The following is a 19,896-nucleotide window of genomic DNA, read 5'->3' on the forward strand; positions in this document are numbered from 1 at the left end:
GTTATTGCATTACAGTGTCTAGGTCGACATCTGACTTGAGGTCAATCAGGCGCCGTGCCAAACGAATCAACCGGAACAGCTTTACCAGGCTGGCGTCACTTAATCGGTTGGCGTGGGAGCACGGCTCGGTAGAGCCCAGCAGTAGGGCTCCAATTTCCATGGGGATGGCTGTTTTAGGTGTGCTCGTGGTCAACGTTTCCAGCAGGGCTAGCAAGGTAGAGGGTGGTTGATGGTCAGGTGCCGCTTCGAGGCTGCAACGGAACCCGATACCTTCGTCGACTTCAGTGATGAAATCAGCCTGAGAGGCATCCTGAGCAATCTCGCGAGCGAACTGACCGATGTGAATCCGCAGACGCTCAGGCTCGTCCAGACCGGGGTCAATGTTCCAGATATCCGAGATCGGGAAGAGGCTTCCCTGTGAAAACGGCAGGACGTCTGATTGCAGTTTCGGCTCATCCCCGGCGTGTCTGGCCACGAGTTCCTGAATTGACTGCAGGCGGTCATTGGCAAGCGACCCAGGGACGTCCTTATCTTTGTTTTTGGTGTCTGAGGTATTGTTCTCGCTACCGGACGTTTTACTGGCTGGTGCGCCAGGTAGATTGAGTGAAAGGGCAGGTGTTGGCATCTTGAACTGATCTGGCGTTGGAGTGCTGTGGGGCTGGTTTGACAGTGCCTGTTGACGTTTTTCCCCTTCATTCGAAGCCAAGGCCAGCGTGTCGTAGTCAACGCCGAGCCAAAGGGCCATCTGACCAATAAGTTCATCCTGCACTCGCGCTATGGAGAACTCGGCGGCTGCGCAATCAAACATCATCAGGGCTTCATGAAACAGGGACGGGAAATCGATACCCGAAGCTATGCTTTTGGCATGCTGCTCCCAGATCCTTTCACAGGATCGACGCATCACTGCCAGACGTTCAACCTGGTGTCGCCCCAATCCTCCATACAACACGTTGGGAATCGCCGGCAGCAGGTATTGGACGGCATCATGCATGCGGCTGATATGTGACTGTTGGATCGGGTAACCATCGGAGGTCAGACGTCGGGATAACTCTGATTGAGACAGAGAAAAACCACACTCCAACTCGTAAAGTTCTCTGGCTTTCTCAACGCCCAGGGCGCGTTCAATAAAGGTCAGCCCACCGCGAAGTTCATTTTCAGCCAAGTGACCGGTCAATGCGATAATCTCGCCTCGTTTTGGCCAAGGGCGAAACACACACGTCAAGTGAAAATACTGCTCGTTCTTCGTTTCCGACCACAGCTCGCGCAGGATCGATAAACGTGTATTGCCTCCGTTACGAATGCGATAGAACGATTCGCCTGGACGTCGGGTGATCGGCGGGGGAGCGTCCAGCCCTCGACGGCGAATCGACTCTCTGATCTCGTCGTATCTAGGATTACGTGTCACCCGCGGATCAAGGTCGTAGGGCCTCAGGCGATCCAAGGTGATGATCATAGGCGTGTCGACCTCAGGATCGCTCAATGACTCTGATCCCGGCTCCGTCCGTTGAGTGTCCGAAGCGATTGGGTAAGCCTCATTTTGAAGGGGGAAGGTTGTTACCACGCTCATATTCCTCCTCACCCGCGATCCTTTAAACGATCGGCAATCCATTGATCAACTTCCATGGCATCCCAGCCGACGGCTCGGACGCCGAGCCGCACGGATCTCGGAAATTTTCCCTGACTCATCAGATTGTAAATATGGGCACGTTTAAGCCCCGTCTTTTGCTCGACATCCGAGCGTCGCAAAATGCGGTGCTCCTTGTTGGTTATCGGTAGATCCGTTTGTAAAGACATAATGGACACTCCTTGACGCTCGGTAGAGCTTGGTGGGAAGTGGGTATTGGATGGGAGCGGGCATGGCAAATCACTGCAGTTGCAGAATTTGTGTCTGCAACAGAAGCGCTATGACTGGGCACAGAGGTGGCGTTTGGCTTCGGCGAATTTGGCCCACAGCGTGCGCTCGGTAATGCCGGGACGGCCGTTGTGATGCGCAATCAAGGTGCTGATAACTGACTCGAGCGTGTTGAAGGCCGAATAGCGCACCCCGCTGGGTGATTGACCCAGTAGTAACGTCAACAGACCGCCGATGATGTTCAGGTAAGTGGTTTCGGCCCTGCTGCTGAGGTTTGGTTTGCTAGCGCAAGCCTTGATGGACAGGGTTTCACCCTGAACCGTCAATAGGGCTTTCAGTGATTGGATTTGCAGCAGCAACGCTTGAATCGTCCCCAGATCAATTGCCATGTGCTGCTCCAGCTCATCGAACAAGAACGCAGGTTTTTGATTCGGGTAGGCTGTTGTCATCCAGCGCTTCAGATCCACATGTCGGATCGTCAAGTGAGGTGTATTCAGCAAGGCTGGATCGTCTTGGGTGACGCCTTCCTTTCCGTACGGCAGTTCTTGATGACACATCGCGTCGTACAGCCGCTCAATGTTCAGTCCCAACAGCGGCCAATGCGCGAGCGCATCGGCTGTTGGACGTGACATCAGTGCTGTCAAAGTGAGAATGCTCGATTGCTGTTCAAGCAGGTCGCTCCAGCGAATCGCCGCCTCCACCGGACTGTAGTAAACCTTGGTGCCATTTAGTTGATGGTATTGATTCATAAGCCGTTCCGTGGATTGCAATGTCCGTCTATGGAACCGTCGGACAGAGACCAGGGAAAGACTAAATGCGTCAGGCGTGATGCTCGTTTTTCCAGTGGACAGCATCAGACTTTTCGGGTCTCGATTCATTTGCAACGATGGGTTGCTGACGGACGAGTCTTCAGGGCCATGCGGGCCTTCTCAGAATCGATCATGCACTAGCACTGATGTGTCGGAGGTCTGGCTCCAGACTGAGGAAGTCACGCTGTTTGGGCGTCATCACCTTTCATCAACAGTATCCATCTTGGTGACTCGAGTAATGAATCGCTGCAACTGCTCACTAGGGACGCTGGAGGAACGGAGCAGATAGCTGGTCAGCAAGGGCGGATCACCAGCCAATGGTCGAGTGATGATCTCGGTACTCTGACACAGCGCCATTTGCGCTTCACAGACAAGCCCGACTCCATAACCGGCCGCCACCAGAGAGAGCATGACTTCCTGGCTGGACACGCGTTCGGCTACGATCACAGGCGCTGGTGTCTGACGCAGCAGGTTTTCAATCTGTTGGTAGAGCCCGGTGTGGGTCTTTGGATGAAAAAGCACCAGCGGATAGTTCAGCGCTTCTGCCAACGGGATCTGTTTGAGGGCCAGAAGAGGATGGCGCGCAGGTACTGCGACCATCAAAGGTGTCCGCCACATGGCTTGAGCTGCCAAACCCTGACCTACGTCGTTTGAACGCGCGAACCCGACATCGAACAAGTTCTCGCGCAGCCCCTTTAACTGCTGAGAGAGTGAGACTTCGTACAGGCGTATTTCCACCTCAGGTTCTTCTTCTCGACTTTGTGCAAGGATCGCTGACAAACGCTGGGGTAAGACGCCATCTGACAGAGCTATGCGTAATGAACCGCGGTAACCGGCGACGGCTGCCTGTACATTGCAGCGAGCTTGTTCCACGGCCTGAAAGATTTTTTGTACGTCGCTTGCAAGCACTTCCCCGGGCCACGTTAACCGAGTGCCACGCGAGTTTCTGTCAAACAGCTGAGCACCAATCTCTGACTCGAGCTCCTTGATCGTCCTGGATAGCGGTGACTGCTCGATGTGTAAACGTTCCGCAGCTCGCGCGAAGTGAAGCTCTTCCGCAACAGCCATGAAGCCGCGTAGATGGCGAAGTTCCAATAGGATTCCTTAGCGGCCACCCCGGCTGTAGGAGCACAGCGAGGTAGTAGCGCAATTGATGACTTGTGTATCGACGAGGTTGCTACGGTTTTTTTACGATTGTGATTGAAGCTGTTCGAGCAGATCCAACCCATCTTGAAGGGGCAGGTAGGCAGATAGAATCAGTCGATAAAAGTCAGCTTTCTCTGAGTGCTCAAATGACACTGATGTCAACGCTTCTAACAAGCCTGTCCCTGCCCGGATCCGCAGGAGCGCGTTTTCCAACAGTTGTGAGGCGCCAGCATTGGTGTCGAGCAGCACCACCGAAGTGGCGGTTGCATTGGTTTTTAAGGGGTGGTAACGATCCATGTTTCAACAGCTCCTGAGTTATCAACTGAGATCCGAATTAGACGGTTGATTACTTGATGACTTTGAGGGGGCGAGGTGCCGGAAGAGGAGGGCAGGAAGTCATTGGCACTCAACTGTGTAGTACTTTTCAGCAATGGTTGTAGTGCCAAGTCGTCCCTCGATGGGTGGGTAATAAGTGCGTTGTTTCGTAGGTAATATTTGGTCATTGTCCGATGCTGTGCAATTGCGCAAGTTGATCGAAATTGGCGCAGGTTGCTGCTATTTTGGCGTCATCCAGCATCAGCGACTAAGTACTAATTGAATGCGTGAATTTTTCCCTTCCAACTTGAAACACCTTTGCCGTCATTGCCGCTCGATTTCCGAAGTTTGTCGAAAGCTGAAAATTCATCGTGGTCAGTTCAACAAGTACTTGAGAGGAAACAGTTTTCCAGCACCCTTCAATCTCAAGCGTATTTGCGATTTTTTCGGTGTGGAGGAGTATGAAATTGCCTTGCCGACGGAACAATTCATTCGCCTTGTCAGTGACCGGAAACGTCCAACGACACTGTCCCTGGTAACGGCCCCTCAGAGAGCAGTCGAGCACTTGCGGCAGCGGTCTTCACCTCAGCTTCAATCTTTGGTTGGCTATTACCATGAGTATGGTTACTCGATGTCTGACTCAGGACACATCCTGTGTGCACTGGTGAACATCCATGAAGCAGACGGCCACTTCGTGTACGAGCGCAATGAGCGCTTAAAGACCAACATCCTGGGGCGCGAGGATGAGCTCTATCAGTACAGGGGCGTCGCCTACTATCTGGGCGATCGACTGTTTCTGATCGACTACGAATCTTTGGCCTCCAGTGAGATCAATCAAACCATTCTGATTCCCAGTTTCAAGAACCGAAACACTCGTCTCAATGGCCTGAAAATGGGAGTGACTGCGTGTGACCATCGAACGCCGGTGTGCTCGCGTGTGGTGTGGGATTTTCTGGGAAAGGATGTCTGTCGTCTCAATGCCTATCGACGGGTTCGTCTGTACGGTGCTGACGATCAGGAAATAGATGCCGACTTAAAAACGCGGTTGTCCCAGACGCAAATTATTGATGGGTTGTTCCAGATGGTCTGAGAACCATGGGCAGCGAACGAGCATTCTGACGTACATGCAGCAGACAGCAAGTTCCCTAACTTGCAAATGCGTTTACAACCAAGGCCGGCGGCGGTGCGGATATTGCAAATTCCGAGAAAGCCCAAGCATAGCAGCAACAGTGCCCCCAATCGGGAACCTGCTAGGTTGATTGGAGTATGATCAGCTAATGAAGCTGTCACCGGCTACTTTCGACCCAGCGTCATAGACATCCGCCACCGCCATCAGCCGGGCGCTGATGGGAATGTCGTCAGAGGCCAGCCCCTGCCGGAGCCCGGACATCAACAAGTCCATTGTCGATCTGGATAGCGCAATCGCCAAAGCGGTGAGTGCTGCCAAGGCTACTGGCCTGCCTCAAGGGCTGGTCGTATCTCTTGCACGGGCATGCCCAAGTGCAGACGAACGCTCGGGCATGTGAACTAGATGGATGGGAGGCGCCAAGAATTAAGCCTTGCACATTCAGCTTCTGCTTCCGGGCGGGTCGGGTAGGTTGGCTTTAACCGGTGCTTGTCCTGATTGTCGTAAATGTTGAAGCCGCTCGGTGCTGACTTGCAGTAGCAGCGACCCCCTGCATGTGCAGGCTCTGTCTGCGGATTCCACGGTGATCCGGCCACTCATTCCATGAACATCCGGCCACTGATTCCAAGGTGATCCGGCCACCCGTTCCACGCTCATCCGGCCACCCTTAAGGCAGGCAGCAACGCAGGATTAATTCACTACCATCGACCTCTTTTATCGAAGCAGAGAGGTCGTCGTGGAGCGGTTATCCATGCGTAAGATTCGAGAAGTGCTACGTCTCAAATTCGAGGTCGGCCTATCTGCCCGGCAGGTCGCTGTCAGCTTGCAAGTAGGACGAGCCAGCGTCGGTGAGTACCTCAATCGTTTTGCTGCCAGCGGGCTGACTTGGCCCTCTGCGCTAACGGACGTCGAGTTGCAACGGCGACTTTTTCCACCTCCGCCTGCCGTCCCCAGCGATCAACGTCCAATACCCGACTGGGCATGGGCTCATGCCGAACTACGCCGCCCCGGCGTAACGTTGGCCCTGCTCTGGCAAGAGTACCGACTCGCCCATCCGCAAGGCTTCCAATACAGCTGGTTCTGCGAGCACTACCGCCTCTGGGCTGCCAAGGTAGATGTGGTCATGCGCCAGGAACACCGTGCCGGCGAAAAACTGTTTGTCGATTACGCCGGCCAGACCGTACCGGTCATTGATCGGCGAACCGGCGAGATCCGCCAGACCCAGATATTCGTCGCCGTCCTCGGCGCGTCCAGCTACACCTTCGCCGAGGCCACCTGGTCGCAGAAACTGCCCGACTGGCTGGGCTCGCACGTGCGCTGCTTCGCCTTTCTCGGCGGTACATCGCAGATCCTGGTACCGGACAATCTGCGCAGCGGCGTTACCAAAGCGCATCGTTACGAGCCCGATATCAACCCCAGTTACCGCGACCTCGCCGAGCATTACGGCGTGGCCGTGTTGCCTGCCAGATCTCGCAAGCCTCGGGACAAAGCCAAGGTCGAAGTCGGCGTGCAAGTGGTCGAGCGCTGGATCCTGGCGGTGCTGCGCAACCGCCAGTTCTTCTCGCTGGGCGAACTCAACACAGCCATCGCGCTGCTGCTGGATCGCCTCAATCAGAAGCCCTTCAAGAAGCTGCCCGGCTCACGCCGGTCAGCCTTCGAGAGCATCGACCAACCGGCGCTGCAAGCGCTGCCGGAACACCCTTACGTCTACGCCGAATGGAAAGAGGTGCGAGTACACATCGACTACCACGTCGAGGTCGACGGCCATTACTACTCGGTGCCGTATCAGTTGGTGAAGCACCAACTCGAAGTGCGGCTGACTGCGCAGACCGTCGAGTGCTTCCACGCCAACCAGCGCGTGGCCAGCCATCTGCGCTCAGCACATAAAGGCCGCCACACCACCCAAACCGAGCACATGCCCAAGAGCCACCGCGAACACGCCGAGTGGACGCCCCAGCGACTGATCCGCTGGGCTGAGCAGACGGGCCCTAATACGGCCGGTGTCATCGCCTACATCCTCGAACGCCGAATCCATCCGCAGCACGGATTCCGAGCCTGCCTGGGCATCCTGCGACTAAGCAAACAGCACGGCGAAGAGCGGCTGGAAGCCGCTTGCCAGCGTGCGCTGGCGCTGGGCGCATGCAGTTACAAAAGCCTCGAATCGATCCTGCGCCAAGGGCTGGAACGGCTGCCGCTGGCCCAGCAAAACCTGCCCCTGCTACCCGACGAGCACGTCAACCTGCGCGGCCCCGGCTACTACCACTGACCTGAAAAAGGAGCACGAACATGCTGCCCAATCCGACACTCGATAAGCTACAAACCCTGCGACTGCACGGCATGATCAAGGCGCTTGGCGAACAACACGCAACGCCCGACATCAACGATCTCAGCTTCGACGAACGCCTCGGCCTGATGGTCGACCGCGAGCTGACCGAGCGAGAAGATGCACGCCTGACGACTCGCCTCAAAGCCGCACGACTGCGCCATAACGCCTGCCTGGAAGACATCGATTACCGCAGCCCCCGTGGCCTGGACAAGGCGCTGATCTTGCAACTGGGCAGCGGCCAGTGGCTGCGCGACGGCCTGAACCTGATCATCGGCGGCCCGACTGGCGTAGGCAAAACATGGCTCGCCTGCGCGCTGGCCCACAAAGCTTGCCGCGACGGTTACAGCGTGCGCTATCTGCGCCTGCCGCGCTTGATGGAAGAGCTGGGCTTGGCTCACGGCGACGGTCGCTTCGCGAAACTGATGGCGGGTTATGCCAAGACCGACTTGCTGATCCTGGACGACTGGGGCTTGGCGCCGTTTACCGCTGCGCAACGGCGCGACATGCTCGAATTGCTGGACGACCGTTATGGCAACCGCTCGACACTGGTGACCAGCCAAATGCCGGTGGACAAATGGCATGCACTGATCGGGGATCCGACCTTGGGCGATGCGATCCTCGACCGGCTGGTGCACAACGCTTATCGAATCGAACTGAAGGGCGAATCGATGCGCAGGCGCGCAACGAAATTGACGACGGCAGGGACTTCAGACTAACAATGCAAACCTGCGTCGCTGCGCTCCGACTGCCCGGCCGGATGAGCGTGGAACAGGTGGCCGGATGCTGGTGGGCTGAGTGGCCGGATGGCGTGGAATGCGCACTCTGTCTCGGCGGGAATTGCCGGAACAGCAACGAATCTTGGAATCATGATCACTCGTCCCTGATGAAATTGTCCGATGAACTTAAGGCTTAGCGGCTGCTTACAACTAGATCAAGAAACTGAGATCAGTATCCGATGAGTAGTCCGTTGCGTTTGAAATGCAATTGAAGTCACTAATGTGATTACTACTCAATCATGCGATGCGGGAGCGATGAATGACGGTAATGGTGCTGGAGTTCAAGCGCGAGGGCTGGCGAGACGCGGTCAGCACGCTACGCAAGATCGCCGATGACCTTGAGTCGAGCGAGAAGCTCTTGAACTCACCACTGACCCATCTTGTTGTCAGGCCCATTGATTAAGCTTTCGGCGGGCCCAGTCGAATGCTGGTTTTTTGCTAAGTGCCGGACTCGGATGGAATCAAAACGACTAGATCCGTATCGCCTACGTCGACACCCGCCTGCGAAAGCAGAGTTGTAACTTGGCCACGATGATGAGTCTGGTGGTTAAAAAAATGCATGATCAGGCTGTAAAAATCCTTATCGGACACTACACCCTTCATGTTTGCATAATTGAGGGGGCCATCCAGATCGGACTCCGTAAGGGATTGCGCCCATTGGATGATTATTCGATCGAGCCATTCTCGATACGCTGAGAGCTCTCGAAGATTAGAGAACAACAATTGATCGAGGCTTTTCGGATCAGGAAGCTGCCTCACCGGCTCGAGCGCCAAGTAGTTCGTTGGGTGCTGGGCGAATCGCTTCAGCCAGATCGTATCTCCGACCGCCAAGTGGTTTAGGGTCCCGAGAATAGAGCCAAAAAAAGCTTTCCTATCCGCCGAGAGTTCTTCATCGGACAAGCCCCTGGCTGCTTCATAGACCTTGGCGCTCATCCACTCGTTATAGGTTGCCATTAGACAGATATGGCTAGTGCGGCTCATCGTGTTCATCCTATGAGTGGGGATTTTGATAAGCGATCCTCGCTCATCTAAAGCCCAGTCTAGTGCTGGGCTTTGGTATTTCTGGTGGGCAGTATAAAGCCTGGGCGGGCCGAGCTAGATTTTAGTAGAGACGGCGTCGTCAGCTCGGCAAGCACCGGGCTACGGAATCCGCGAAAGCGGGCGCTTCCGGATGGATGGTTGAACGTGTAACTTGTTGATACAAATATGAATCTGTATCATTTAGTTTCATATCAAGGGTGCGAGGGAGTGCATTGCCCATATAAAAATAAGGTCAAGGTAATGCTCAAAATGCTACTCGTGTACGGTCATCTGATTGCCACCTGTATTGCTCTGGGGAGGGTGTTACAGGCTGATCAAAAGCTATGGAGCTGGCGCAAGGACGTGTTGAGCCAGGTACAGCGTGAATATCTCGAGGAGACTCAAAAAATTGTCACGCTCGCGCTATTGGCTCTTTGGGGAAGTGGCTTGCTGCTGGTGCTCCAGGGTTACCTCGATGAGGGGAGCGCATATCTGCTCAATCAAAAGCTCTGGGCCAAGGTGAGTGTTGTCACGCTGCTTAGCCTTAATGGCGCTTTGCTGCATCGAATCGGTTTCCCGCTGCTGCAGAAGGCTCCCTTTGTCTTGTTACGTACCTCCGGCCGCACTCGTCTTGCTCTCTTGGGGGCCCTTTCTATGAGCGGCTGGTTATTTGCCGCTTTCCTTGGGGTAGCTCGAGCGTGGAATCATGCACTGCCTTACTTGCATGTGATGGGAGTTTTTGTCGTGTTCTCGTTGCTTGCTTGTGTAGTGGCGCTGATAGTCGCCAGTGCAGCGGGCGCTATGGGAGAGGAATGGTCACGTACCGGCAGCAAGTGAAGCTGGTTGTGTCGGACATTGATATGTGAACAATGTGCCGCCCGCTAAGGCGGCACAGGCGGATCAAGAGGTTGAATATTCGAGATACAGCCTTTCGAGAGCCTCTTGGTACTTATCTCCCTTTAACGTTTTTTTCAGCACTGCCAGGGCTTCGAGCGCTGAAGCCGCAGCCAGCGCCTCATTATCTCCCCGGTAGGCGGCGCGCAGTCTCGCTGCTGCGATTATCGATTCTTCAGTCGTTGGCATGTGATTGCCCTCGAAGGATTGAATCTCACTGATAGTCGTAACCTTCAACGATTTCAAGGTAAACGGCTGGTAACGTCACTCTTTCACTCGTACTAATCTCTTGTCGAGCGTATTGGCGAGACACATCGCCTCATCGCTCAATGACTTGCAAAAGGCGTCGATGAAGCTAGAGGAGGGGCGGTAATCAGGCCGGATCAACATAACGCGATAGGGAATGGACACATTGATCGGCCGAATGACCAATCCTCTGCCTGACTCCTCCACTGCGGTCAACGGGTTGATAATCGCCACCCCCAACTGTTGCCTGACCATGGCGCAGACCGATGCAGCGTTGGTTGTTTCGATGACGGTATGCCGATTGACTCCGGCCTGACGAAAGTGTTCATCGAGCGTCTGACGATAGATGTCCAGACCCGAAAAGTTGATGAAATCGACGCCGCGAAAGTCTTCCATTACCAGGCGCGACCTGGATAGCAAAGGATGACCCTCTGGCAGAATGCAGACCATGTCGGAACAAAAGAGCAATGCCCCTTGAGTACCTCGTGGTACATGCTCGCCCTCGGTCAATCCGAGGTCGTAACGCTGGGCGCTGAGAGACTCTTCCAGTAAGGGTGATTCCTGTGCCGCAATGCTCAAGCCTATGCCGCTATGCTGTTGTTGAAAGTGCTTACAGACCCTGGGTAACAGCGTCTGGGAGAACAACGGAAGGCAGGCGACGCTCAGTTGGCCATGTTCGAAGCGACGGATCGACTGTGCAACGCTGTTGATTCGTTCCAACCCGATGTAGGAGTGTTCAACCTCTACGAGCAGCATAATGGCCTGAGCCGTCGGTACCAGCCTCCCTCCCTCTCGATCAAACAGCCGAAGGCCAGAGATACTTTCAAGCCGCGCCAGTTCCCGGCTGACCGTCGGTTGGGAAGTCAATAGCAAGCGGGCCGCTCCGGTAACACTACCCGCCTGCATGATGGCGCGGAAGACTTCGATATGCCGTATGGAAATTCCCACCCGGGGCCTCCGTCAATTGATCAATCCCCATATCAAAACTGAATCGATCCGCAAAGAATAGATATTTTATTGAATGCTGGGCGATCGGCATGATGGTTTCTCTCTTTACTTCAGATTGAATACTTCCATGCCCAACCATTCCGCTTTCCAGCAATTAGCCGAAACGGCGAAACAGCACGGCACCCCGCTCTGGTGCTATGACGCCCAGACCATCAGGGCACGCGTCGACCAACTGCAAGGCTTCGATGTCATTCGATACGCGCAAAAAGCCTGCTCCAATCTGCATATTCTCCGTTTGATCCGCGAACAAGGCGTGCGGGTCGATGCCGTATCATTGGGTGAAATCGAGCGGGCGCTGCTCGCTGGATACAGCCCTGCCGGCGACCCGGCGGGCATTGTTCTGACCTCTGATCTGTTCGATGAAGCGACATTGCGACGGGTCGTCGAGCTGAACATTGAGGTCAATACCGGCTCGATTGACATGCTCCGTCAGTTGGGCAAAGAGTCTGCGGGCCATCGCGTCTGGCTGCGGATCAACCCAGGGTTTGGCCATGGTCACAGCCGCAAGACCAATACTGGTGGTGAAAACAGCAAGCATGGAATCTGGCATGACCAGGTTCAGGAAGCGCTCGGCGTGATTCGGCAATTCGGGCTGAAACTGGTGGGATTGCACATGCATATTGGTTCAGGTGTGGATTACGCGCACCTTGAGCAAGTGGGCTGTGCAATGGTCTCGGCCGTGAGGGCACTCGACCACGATATCGAAGCATTCTCCATAGGCGGGGGGCTTTCCACGCCTTATCGTGTGGGGGATGAACCGGTGGATATCCAGCGCTATGCGAACGCATGGCGCCAGGCCAAACAGGACATTGAGGCTTTACTCGCGCACCCCGTACGGATGGAGATCGAGCCCGGTCGGTTCCTGGTAGCCGAGTCAGGCTATTTGGTTACCGAAGTCCGCGCGGTAAAAAAAGTCGGTAGCCGAAACTTCATCCTGGTGAACGCCGGCTTCAATGACCTGATGCGGCCAGCCCTCTATGGCGCCTATCACCAAATGACCTTGCTGGACTCCCAGGGTGTCCCGGTCAGTCGTCCGGAGCACTTTTGTGTAGTGGGAGGCCCCCTGTGCGAATCCGGCGATATTTTTACGCAGGATGAACAGGGTGTCACACCCCGTTTGCTACCTGAAGCACAGGTTGGCGACTTGCTGATCATGCACGATACCGGCGCGTACGGCGCCTCTATGTCATCCAACTACAACAGCCGCACACTGTTGCCGGAAGTGTTGATCGAGCAAGGGCACGCTAAATTGATTCGACGACCGCAGCCATTGTCGGACTTGCTGGCCCTGGAGTTGGGGCTTTAAAAGCCAGGTGGTGATCGAAACAACGGGTTGATGAAATTCTCATGAAGGAGCTGTGCGCGTGAAAACCACTATCGATCACCTTGTTATCGTGGCGCCGGATCTCAATACCGGCTGCGCGTTCGTCACTGACTTGCTAGGTGTCGACCTTCAACCGGGCGGTGCCCATCCACGCATGGGCACCCACAACAGGCTGCTTCGCCTTGGCCCCCAGTGCTACCTGGAAGTGATTGCCGTGGACCCATCAGCCAAACGCCCGGACCGACCTCGCTGGTTTGGCCTTGATCAACGTGCTCTCCACTCGCCGGCGCGCTTGGCGACATGGGTTGCACGGACCGATGATATCCACACTATCAGTGATTCCTGCCACGATATCGTCGGGGATGTCGAACCTATGACACGAGGAACATTGTCCTGGCAAATAACGATACCTGCGGACGGAAGCCTTCCCTTGGCAGGATCAGCCCCCACCCTGATTCAATGGGGACAAGCGCCTCATCCCGCGAGCGCACTCCTAGACAAAGGCTGTTATCTGTTGGCATTGGACGTCTTCCATACGGATCCAGAAAGAGTCAAAGCGATTCTGACGGCCATAAACTTTTCTGGTCCGGTTTATCTTCATCCGCTCAAAGATGCTTCAACACCCTATCTGTTTGCGCATATTCAAACGCCAAATGGCGTAAAAACACTGCCGTTTTCGAGAACGTGAGTCGCGCGGGGCGCTCTACCGTTTGTTCGCTGCCGAAATTCGCCACTTCACCGCCAACGCCAGTGCCGACCTCGGCGAGTTCAGCAAACCACTGGACGCTGGCGTGGACACCCTCGGCTGGTTGAACAGATTCAGGGGCGGCTTGAAACCGTCCAATAGGAAAAGGTTGGGCTTTTTCATGCCCAAAAAACGATCAGTCGTCACTCATTCCCCGGCTTTCGTCGATTTGATGAGATTGTTGCGCAGCTTCACGATCGCATTCTGCATCTGCGTGAACTCGTCCGGTGTCAGGCCGGTTGCGTCGGAGAGGCCCATTTCGGGACGGCCTTCGCGCAACTGTCGACCACTCTTTGTCAGACTGATGCGCACCTGCCGCTCGTCCTCGGGATCACGCTGCCTCTGTAGATAGCCCATCGCTTCCAGCTTTTTCAGGATCGGTGTGAGCGTGTTCGATTCGAGAAACAGCTTCTCGCCCAGGCTGCCCACGGTTTGATTGTCTTCCTCCCATAGCGCAACGATGGTGATGTATTGCGTATAAGTGAGCCCCAGCTGCTCGAGTATCGGCTTGTAGGCCTTGCCGAAGGCCAGGTTCGTGGAATAGACCGCAAAACACAGAAAGTCGGAGAGCTTGGCGGGAGCCGTCTTGTCGGTGGGTTTCATGTGCTTCCTCGTTGGCCAAAGTTGAAGGCTCGCAAAGGCAAAATATACCGCGTATGCGATTGTATCGGAACAGCTCTGACTTTCGACTGTGGCCGATTCGACAGCACGTCGAACCGGCCATGCGGTGAATCATGAGGTGAGGGCGTTTATGACCACGTCGATATTGCCTCGCGTCGCCTTCGAGTACGGGCAGATTTGGTCGGCGGCGTGCGCGAGCTCCGTCGCGACGTCTTGCGCCAAGCCCGGCACGCGCAAATTCAGCCGCGCCTGGAGGAAGTAGGCCGGACCGGTCTGGCCCAGATCGACCTCAATATCGACGGACATATCGGGCGCAAGCGTCACCTTCATATTTTTCGCCGCGAGCTCGACAGCGGCGGTGTAGCAAGCCGACCATGCGCCGGCGAACAGCTGCTCTGCGGTTGGGTGCGGGGCAATGGCTTTGAACTCGTGCGCCAGTTTCGCGTTTCCAGGCGACGAGAGCTGGATGTCCAGGCCACGGGAAGAGTTGCCAGCGTCGCTGAACGTCGTGTGGGTTTTGCCTGTCATCAGGACTTTTTCGATTTTGCTCATGGTTGAGGTCCTCAAAGTGTTGAAGGGTTTTGTGATTCGCATACGCTTAAAGCGTATGCGACATATATGCCATATCGACAGTGCCAATCGATATCAACGCCGCGCGGTGCGTCATGCCGTGAGGACGTTCAGGGCCACGTCAATGTTACCCCGCGTCGCTTTCGAGTACGGGCAAATTTGATCTGCGGTATGCGCCAGCGTCGTCGCGATGTCGTGCGCCAGACCCGGTACGCGCAGAGTCAACCGAGCCTGGAGGAAGTACGCCGGACCGGTCTGACCCAGATCGACTTCGATGTCGACAGACAGATCAGACGGCAGCACCACGTTCATTTCATTTGCCACCAGCCCGACGGCGGCGGTGTAGCAGGCCGACCATGCGCCGGCGAACAATTGCTCGGCGGTCGGGTGTGGCTGAGTAGCGGCGAACACGTGCGCCGGTTTCGCGTTTTCGGGCGTCGACAACTGGATGTCGAGGCTGCCGTTATGGCCCCGCGACGTATTGCCAGCGGCGCTAACGGTGGTGTGAGTTTTGCCGGTGGCCAGGACTTTTTCGATCTTGCTCATGGGGTGGATCCTCAACGTTTCAAAAGATGTGATTTGTGTATCGTATGCGTTTGTATCGTATGCGATGTAATAATAATTGCGCAGACCTCCATCCATGTCAATTGATCGCGTTGCGCCTGCCGACGAGTGGTGTGGCCACACAACGTTGACCGTTTCAACGATATGCCGAATTCGTCATCAACCCGACCTAAAGCGATCAAGCCGTGAGCCTTGGAAGGGCCCACCCTGACCGGTCTGTCCAAGGAGATGAGCATGATCCGACTGACCCTGTTTCAAGCCCGTGAACTGGCCGAATCGATCCTGTTGCACAACGGTTTTAATCTGGCCCATGCGCAAGCGGTGGCGGCGACGGTGATCGCTGGCGAGCGCGATGGCTGCGCCTCCCACGGTTTGTACCGGATTCTGGGCTGCGTGAATTCCCTGCGGGCCGGCAAGGTGTCGGCCGATGCCGAGCCGCAGGTGATCGACCAGGCGCCGTCGATCGTGCGGGTGGATGCCGCTGGTGGTTTTTCGCAGTTGGCGTTTCAGGCGGGGCTTGGGTTGCTGGCGCAGAAAACCCGGGCCAACGGGATTGCGGCGTTGGCGATCAATCGCTGTGTGCATTTCTCGGCGCTGTGGGTGGAGATCGAGCAGTTGACCGCAGTGGGTTTGGTGGCGCTGGCGTGTAATCCGAGTCATGCCTGGGTGGCACCGGCCGGGGGACGTGTGCCGGTGTTCGGCACCAATCCCATTGCCTTTGGCTGGCCGCGTGCGGGGCAGGATCCGTTTGTGTTCGACTTCGCCACCAGCGCGATTGCTCGTGGCGATATCGAGTTGCATCGGCGTGCCGGCAAGGCGATTCCCGAGGGTTGGGGCGTGGACGCTGAGGGCCGGCCGAGCACCGATGCCAATGTGGTGCTCGACGGCGGCGCGATGCTGACGTTTGGTGGGCACAAAGGCTCGGCGCTGGCGGCAATGGTGGAGTTGATCGCCGGGCCTTTGATCGGTGATTTGACCAGTGCCGAATCGCTGGCCTATGACGCGGGCAGCAAGTCGTCGCCGTACCACGGCGAGTTGATCATTGCGCTGGACCCGCGGCGTTTTCTGGGGGCTGCCACTGAGGAACATTTGGCCCGGGCCGAGGTGTTGTTTCAGGGCATTGAAGGGCAGGGCGCACGCTTGCCGTCGCAACGGCGTTATGCGGCGCGGGCACGCAGTCTGGTGGAGGGCGTGCAGATTCCCGAGGCGCTATACAACGACCTGAAAGCACTACTTGCCTGAAACGAAATACCCAACCCTGTGGGAGCGGGCTTGCTCGCGAAGGCGGTGTGCCAGGCAATGCAAATGCTGACTGACACTCCGCTTTCGCGAGCAAGCCCGCTCCCACAGTTTTTCGAGTGTTTTTTAAATCGGGTCGCGCTGGTTGATGCCGTCAACGAGTCGCGCAATGCCCAACGGGTTGGCGTTTTTCAGGGCGTCGGGCAGCAAGTCGTCCGGGCAGTTCTGGTAGCACACCGGGCGCAGGAAGCGCTCGATGGCCAAGCTGCCGACCGAAGTGCCACGGGCGTCGGAGGTCGCCGGATAGGGCCCGCCATGCACCATGGCATCGCAGACTTCAACACCGGTGGGATAGCCGTTGAACAGCACCCGGCCGACCTTTTGTTCCAGCAGTACCAGCAGATCGGCGTGTTCCTTCAGGTCCTGTGCTTCGCCAATCAACGTGGCGGTGAGTTGACCGTGCAAACTGTTCAGCGCTTGTCGCAACTCGGCCTTGTCGGCTACTTCGACGATGATGGTGGTCGGGCCGAACACTTCTTCCTGCAACAGCGGATCACCCTTGAGCAGCAGACTGACGTCGGCCTTGAACAGTTGTGGCCGCGCCTGATTGCCGTGTTGATCCTGGCCTGCCAGACGGGTTATTCCCGGATGGTCGAGCAAGGCCTGCACACCTTTTTCGTAGCTGCCGAGGGTGCCGGTGTTGAGCATGGTTTGCGCCGGTTGTTCGGCCATCAAGGCACTGAGCCGCACGATGAAAGCACTGAAGTGGGGTGAGCGAATACCGATCACCAACCCCGGATTGGTACAGAACTGACCGCAACCCTGGACCACCGACGCCACCAGTTCACCGGCGATTTTCTCGCCACGCACGACCAGGGCTTCAGGCAATACCAGCACCGGGTTGATGCTGCTCATTTCGGCGAACACCGGAATCGGTTGTGGCCGTGCGGCGGCCATGTCACAGAGCGCGCGACCGCCTTTCAGCGAGCCGGTGAAACCGACGGCCTGGATCGCCGGATGCTTGACCAGCGCTTCACCGACACCCGCGCCGTAGATCATGTTGAACACACCTTTGGGCATGTCGGTTTGCTCGGCGGCGCGGATGATTGCATCGGCCACGCGTTCGGCGGTCGCCATGTGTCCACTGTGGGCCTTGAACACCACCGGGCAACCGGCGGCCAGGGCTGCAGCGGTGTCACCGCCGGCGGTGGAAAAGGCCAGTGGGAAATTACTGGCGCCGAACACGGCCACCGGACCGACGCCGATCCGGTATTGGCGCAGGTCGACCCGTGGTAGGGGCTGACGTTCGGGCAAGGCGCGATCGATGCGCGCACCATAGAAATCGCCCCGACGCAGAACCTGAGCGAACAGGCGCATTTGGCCGCTGGTACGGTTGCGTTCACCTTGAATGCGCCCGGTCGGCAGGGCGGTTTCGCGGGTGACCAGAGCGACAAAATCATCATCCAGCGCATCCAGTTGCGTGGCGATGGCCTCAAGAAATTCTGCACGGCGAGTTGCCGGCAAGTTGCGAAAGGCCGGGTAAGCGGCAGCAGCGGTTTGGGCGGCGGTGTCCACTTCTTCTACGGTGGCTTGCATGAAAGAGAAGGGCAGTGCTTCGTCGGTGCTGGCGTCGTGGCTATGCAGAGTGATGCTGCCAGCGGCGCTGCGGGCGCCGCCGATGTAGTTGTGGCCGATGATCTTGGGCATGGAAAACTCCTGTTGGAAAAGAGGGGGGCTAATGCCAGTCAGTCAAGAATTTGAACGCCCGCAATCCATGTGGGAGCGGGCTTGCTCGCGAAAGCGGTGTGTCAGGCGACATTAATGTTGACTGTGCCGCCGTCTTCGCGAGCAAGCCCGCTCCCACAGGTTTTTGGCTCAAGCTAGCTCACTACCCCGACGCGTCATGGCCGGCGCGGCGCTATCCAGTGCAGCAATACGCGCAGCGGATTCGGCATCCACCTGATGCAACGACTTGCCACGGGTTTCCCGGGTCAGGCCGACGGCCACGATGGAGATCAGCGCGGCGCCCACCAGGTACCAGGCGATGGGTGTCGAGCTTTGATATTTGTTGAGCAGCGTGATGGCGATCAGCGGTGCCAGGGAACCGGCGAAAATCGGCGCCACCTGGTAGCACAGTGAAAGTGCGGTGTAGCGCACATGGGTCGGGAACATTTCGGCCATCAGCGCCGAGTAGGGCGCATAGGTCATCGACTCGATGCCCAGGCCCAGAATGATCGCCGCCATGATCAGCCAATTGTTGCCGGTGTCCATCATCGGGAAACCGATAAAGCCCCAGAACGCAGTGAGCACCGCGCCGGTCAGGTAGATCGGTTTGCGCCCGACGATATCCGACAGGTACCCCATCAACGGAATCAGGAAGAAGTGCACCAAGTGCGCGCCGAACATCAGCAATAGAATTTCCGAGGTGTCCTTGTGCACCACCAGTTTCAGGTAGGTGATCGAAAAGGTAACCACGGTGTAATAAAGGATGTTCTCGGCAAAGCGTGCGCCGATGCCGACCAGCACAGCGCGCCAGTGATGACGCAGCACTTCCACCACGCCCAGCTGTTGCTGCTTGGTCTGTGCCTGACGGGCCTGGGCTTCTTTGAAGATCGGCGCGTCATCGACGCTGGTGCGAATCCAGTAACCGATCAGCACCACCACCGCCGAGAACCAGAACGCCACGCGCCAGCCCCAAGCGAGGAATTGTTCCTCCGACAGATTCGATGACAACAGCAACAGCGCGACGGTCGCCACCAGGTTGCCGGCCGGCACCCCGGCTTGCGGCCAACTGGCCCAGAAGCCGCGACGGTTGTCGGGGCAGTGTTCGGATACCAGCAGAATCGCGCCGCCCCATTCACCGCCAAAAGCAAAGCCCTGGATCAGGCGCAGTAGCACCAATAACACTGGCGCGGCATAGCCGATGCTGTCGAAGCCGGGCAGGCACCCCATCAGGAAGGTGGTAATACCGACCACCACCAGGCTCAGTTGCAGCAGGCGTTTGCGGCCGAATTTGTCACCGTAGTGACCGAACACCAGACCACCCAATGGACGAGCGAGAAAGCCGACCGCGTACAGGGCGAAGGCGGCGATGATGCCGTCGATGGGGCTGTCGGTCTGGCGGAAGAACAACTGGCCGAAGACCAGTGCCGAGGCGGTGCCGTAGAGAAAGAATTCGTACCACTCGGCGACGGTGCCGGCCATGGCGGCGGCCACTACGCGTTTGAGTCCCGAGGGGGTGGTTGCGCTTTGCGTGTGTAGAGGATTGGACATGCTGGCGTTTCCTGTAGAGGCGCAAAAACAGGCAGCCGGGCC

21 protein-coding genes are annotated in these 19,896 nt (G+C 56.9%); 8 read left to right on the forward strand and 13 right to left on the reverse strand.

From position 1 onward, the window contains the following. Position 1 precedes the first annotated feature (1 nt). The 5 genes from IC37_RS21815 to IC37_RS21835 all read right to left on the reverse strand — a co-directional run bounded on the left by IC37_RS21815 (position 2) and on the right by IC37_RS21835 (position 4,104). The gene (locus IC37_RS21815; protein ID WP_030132219.1) at positions 2–1,567 is read right to left on the reverse strand and encodes a ParB family protein; all 1,566 of its coding nucleotides are present in this window, start codon (positions 1,565–1,567) and stop codon (positions 2–4) included. Between the two features lie 8 nt (positions 1,568–1,575). Continuing rightward, positions 1,576–1,794 (reverse strand): AlpA family transcriptional regulator, encoded by a 219-nt coding sequence (locus IC37_RS21820; RefSeq protein ID WP_030132218.1) that lies wholly within the window; start codon positions 1,792–1,794, stop codon positions 1,576–1,578. A 108-nt stretch (positions 1,795–1,902) separates the two neighbouring features. Next, positions 1,903–2,601 carry a hypothetical protein gene (locus IC37_RS21825; protein ID WP_030132217.1) on the reverse strand — a complete coding sequence of 233 codons (699 nt, stop codon included), beginning with the start codon at positions 2,599–2,601 and terminating at the stop codon, positions 1,903–1,905. 258 nt (positions 2,602–2,859) lie between these two features. Continuing rightward, positions 2,860–3,756, reverse strand: a complete 897-nt coding sequence (locus IC37_RS21830; RefSeq protein WP_030132216.1) for a LysR family transcriptional regulator — start codon at positions 3,754–3,756, stop codon at positions 2,860–2,862. 93 nt (positions 3,757–3,849) lie between these two features. After that, a complete protein-coding gene (locus IC37_RS21835; protein ID WP_030132215.1) occupies positions 3,850–4,104 on the reverse strand; it encodes a hypothetical protein in 255 nt (84 codons plus the stop codon). 301 nt (positions 4,105–4,405) lie between these two features. Here IC37_RS21835 and IC37_RS21840 point away from each other — a divergent pair, with 301 nt between their 5' ends. The 4 genes from IC37_RS21840 (at position 4,406) to IC37_RS30000 (ending at position 8,753) form a co-directional block, all read left to right on the forward strand. Then, positions 4,406–5,212 carry a helix-turn-helix transcriptional regulator gene (locus tag IC37_RS21840; protein WP_030132214.1) on the forward strand — a complete coding sequence of 269 codons (807 nt, stop codon included), beginning with the start codon at positions 4,406–4,408 and terminating at the stop codon, positions 5,210–5,212. A 787-nt stretch (positions 5,213–5,999) separates the two neighbouring features. Beyond that, on the forward strand, positions 6,000–7,514 hold the full coding sequence (istA, locus tag IC37_RS21850; protein ID WP_095920379.1) for an IS21 family transposase: 1,515 nt from the start codon (positions 6,000–6,002) through the stop codon (positions 7,512–7,514). 20 nt (positions 7,515–7,534) lie between these two features. After that, positions 7,535–8,290 (forward strand): IS21-like element ISPsy14 family helper ATPase IstB, encoded by a 756-nt coding sequence (istB, locus tag IC37_RS21855; RefSeq protein ID WP_030132213.1) that lies wholly within the window; start codon positions 7,535–7,537, stop codon positions 8,288–8,290. Positions 8,291–8,609: 319 nt separating this feature from the next. After that, positions 8,610–8,753: a hypothetical protein gene (locus IC37_RS30000; protein ID WP_158225668.1), complete on the forward strand. Its 144-nt coding sequence runs from the start codon at positions 8,610–8,612 to the stop codon at positions 8,751–8,753. Positions 8,754–8,788: 35 nt separating this feature from the next. On the opposite strand, the gene IC37_RS21865 is transcribed toward IC37_RS30000, so the two are convergent. Next, entirely contained in the window at positions 8,789–9,331 is a 543-nt protein-coding gene (locus IC37_RS21865) for a DinB family protein (protein ID WP_030132212.1), read from the reverse strand. A 300-nt stretch (positions 9,332–9,631) separates the two neighbouring features. Between IC37_RS21865 and IC37_RS21870 the strand changes: the two genes are divergently transcribed. Then, the gene (locus tag IC37_RS21870) at positions 9,632–10,207 is read left to right on the forward strand and encodes a hypothetical protein (protein WP_030132211.1); all 576 of its coding nucleotides are present in this window, start codon (positions 9,632–9,634) and stop codon (positions 10,205–10,207) included. Between the two features lie 63 nt (positions 10,208–10,270). Here the strand turns inward: IC37_RS21870 and IC37_RS21875 are convergent, their stop codons facing one another. Further along, positions 10,271–10,453, reverse strand: coding sequence for a hypothetical protein (locus IC37_RS21875; RefSeq protein ID WP_030132210.1), 183 nt, complete (start codon positions 10,451–10,453; stop codon positions 10,271–10,273). A 75-nt stretch (positions 10,454–10,528) separates the two neighbouring features. Next, entirely contained in the window at positions 10,529–11,458 is a 930-nt protein-coding gene (locus IC37_RS21880; protein ID WP_030132209.1) for a LysR family transcriptional regulator, read from the reverse strand. A 127-nt stretch (positions 11,459–11,585) separates the two neighbouring features. Here IC37_RS21880 and lysA point away from each other — a divergent pair, with 127 nt between their 5' ends. Continuing rightward, positions 11,586–12,824, forward strand: a complete 1,239-nt coding sequence (lysA, locus tag IC37_RS21885) for a diaminopimelate decarboxylase (protein ID WP_030132208.1) — start codon at positions 11,586–11,588, stop codon at positions 12,822–12,824. Positions 12,825–12,882: 58 nt separating this feature from the next. Next, positions 12,883–13,530 carry a VOC family protein gene (locus tag IC37_RS21890; protein WP_081729421.1) on the forward strand — a complete coding sequence of 216 codons (648 nt, stop codon included), beginning with the start codon at positions 12,883–12,885 and terminating at the stop codon, positions 13,528–13,530. Positions 13,531–13,734: 204 nt separating this feature from the next. On the opposite strand, the gene IC37_RS21895 is transcribed toward IC37_RS21890, so the two are convergent. The 3 genes from IC37_RS21895 to IC37_RS21905 all read right to left on the reverse strand — a co-directional run bounded on the left by IC37_RS21895 (position 13,735) and on the right by IC37_RS21905 (position 15,324). Beyond that, positions 13,735–14,190: a MarR family winged helix-turn-helix transcriptional regulator gene (locus IC37_RS21895; protein ID WP_030132207.1), complete on the reverse strand. Its 456-nt coding sequence runs from the start codon at positions 14,188–14,190 to the stop codon at positions 13,735–13,737. A gap of 129 nt (positions 14,191–14,319) precedes the next feature. Further along, positions 14,320–14,760, reverse strand: a complete 441-nt coding sequence (locus IC37_RS21900; RefSeq protein WP_030132206.1) for an Ohr family peroxiredoxin — start codon at positions 14,758–14,760, stop codon at positions 14,320–14,322. A 111-nt stretch (positions 14,761–14,871) separates the two neighbouring features. Next, positions 14,872–15,324 (reverse strand): Ohr family peroxiredoxin, encoded by a 453-nt coding sequence (locus IC37_RS21905; protein ID WP_030132205.1) that lies wholly within the window; start codon positions 15,322–15,324, stop codon positions 14,872–14,874. A gap of 252 nt (positions 15,325–15,576) precedes the next feature. Between IC37_RS21905 and IC37_RS21910 the strand changes: the two genes are divergently transcribed. Further along, a complete protein-coding gene (locus tag IC37_RS21910) occupies positions 15,577–16,584 on the forward strand; it encodes an Ldh family oxidoreductase (RefSeq protein WP_030132204.1) in 1,008 nt (335 codons plus the stop codon). Between the two features lie 123 nt (positions 16,585–16,707). Here the strand turns inward: IC37_RS21910 and IC37_RS21915 are convergent, their stop codons facing one another. Continuing rightward, entirely contained in the window at positions 16,708–18,288 is a 1,581-nt protein-coding gene (locus IC37_RS21915) for an aldehyde dehydrogenase (NADP(+)) (RefSeq protein WP_030132203.1), read from the reverse strand. A 168-nt stretch (positions 18,289–18,456) separates the two neighbouring features. After that, positions 18,457–19,854 carry a fosfomycin efflux MFS transporter AbaF gene (gene abaF / locus IC37_RS21920; RefSeq protein WP_030132202.1) on the reverse strand — a complete coding sequence of 466 codons (1,398 nt, stop codon included), beginning with the start codon at positions 19,852–19,854 and terminating at the stop codon, positions 18,457–18,459. Positions 19,855–19,896: the final 42 nt, after the last annotated feature.

The sequence above is a fragment of the Pseudomonas sp. QTF5 genome, from assembly GCF_000512695.2.
GTDB lineage: Bacteria > Pseudomonadota > Gammaproteobacteria > Pseudomonadales > Pseudomonadaceae > Aquipseudomonas.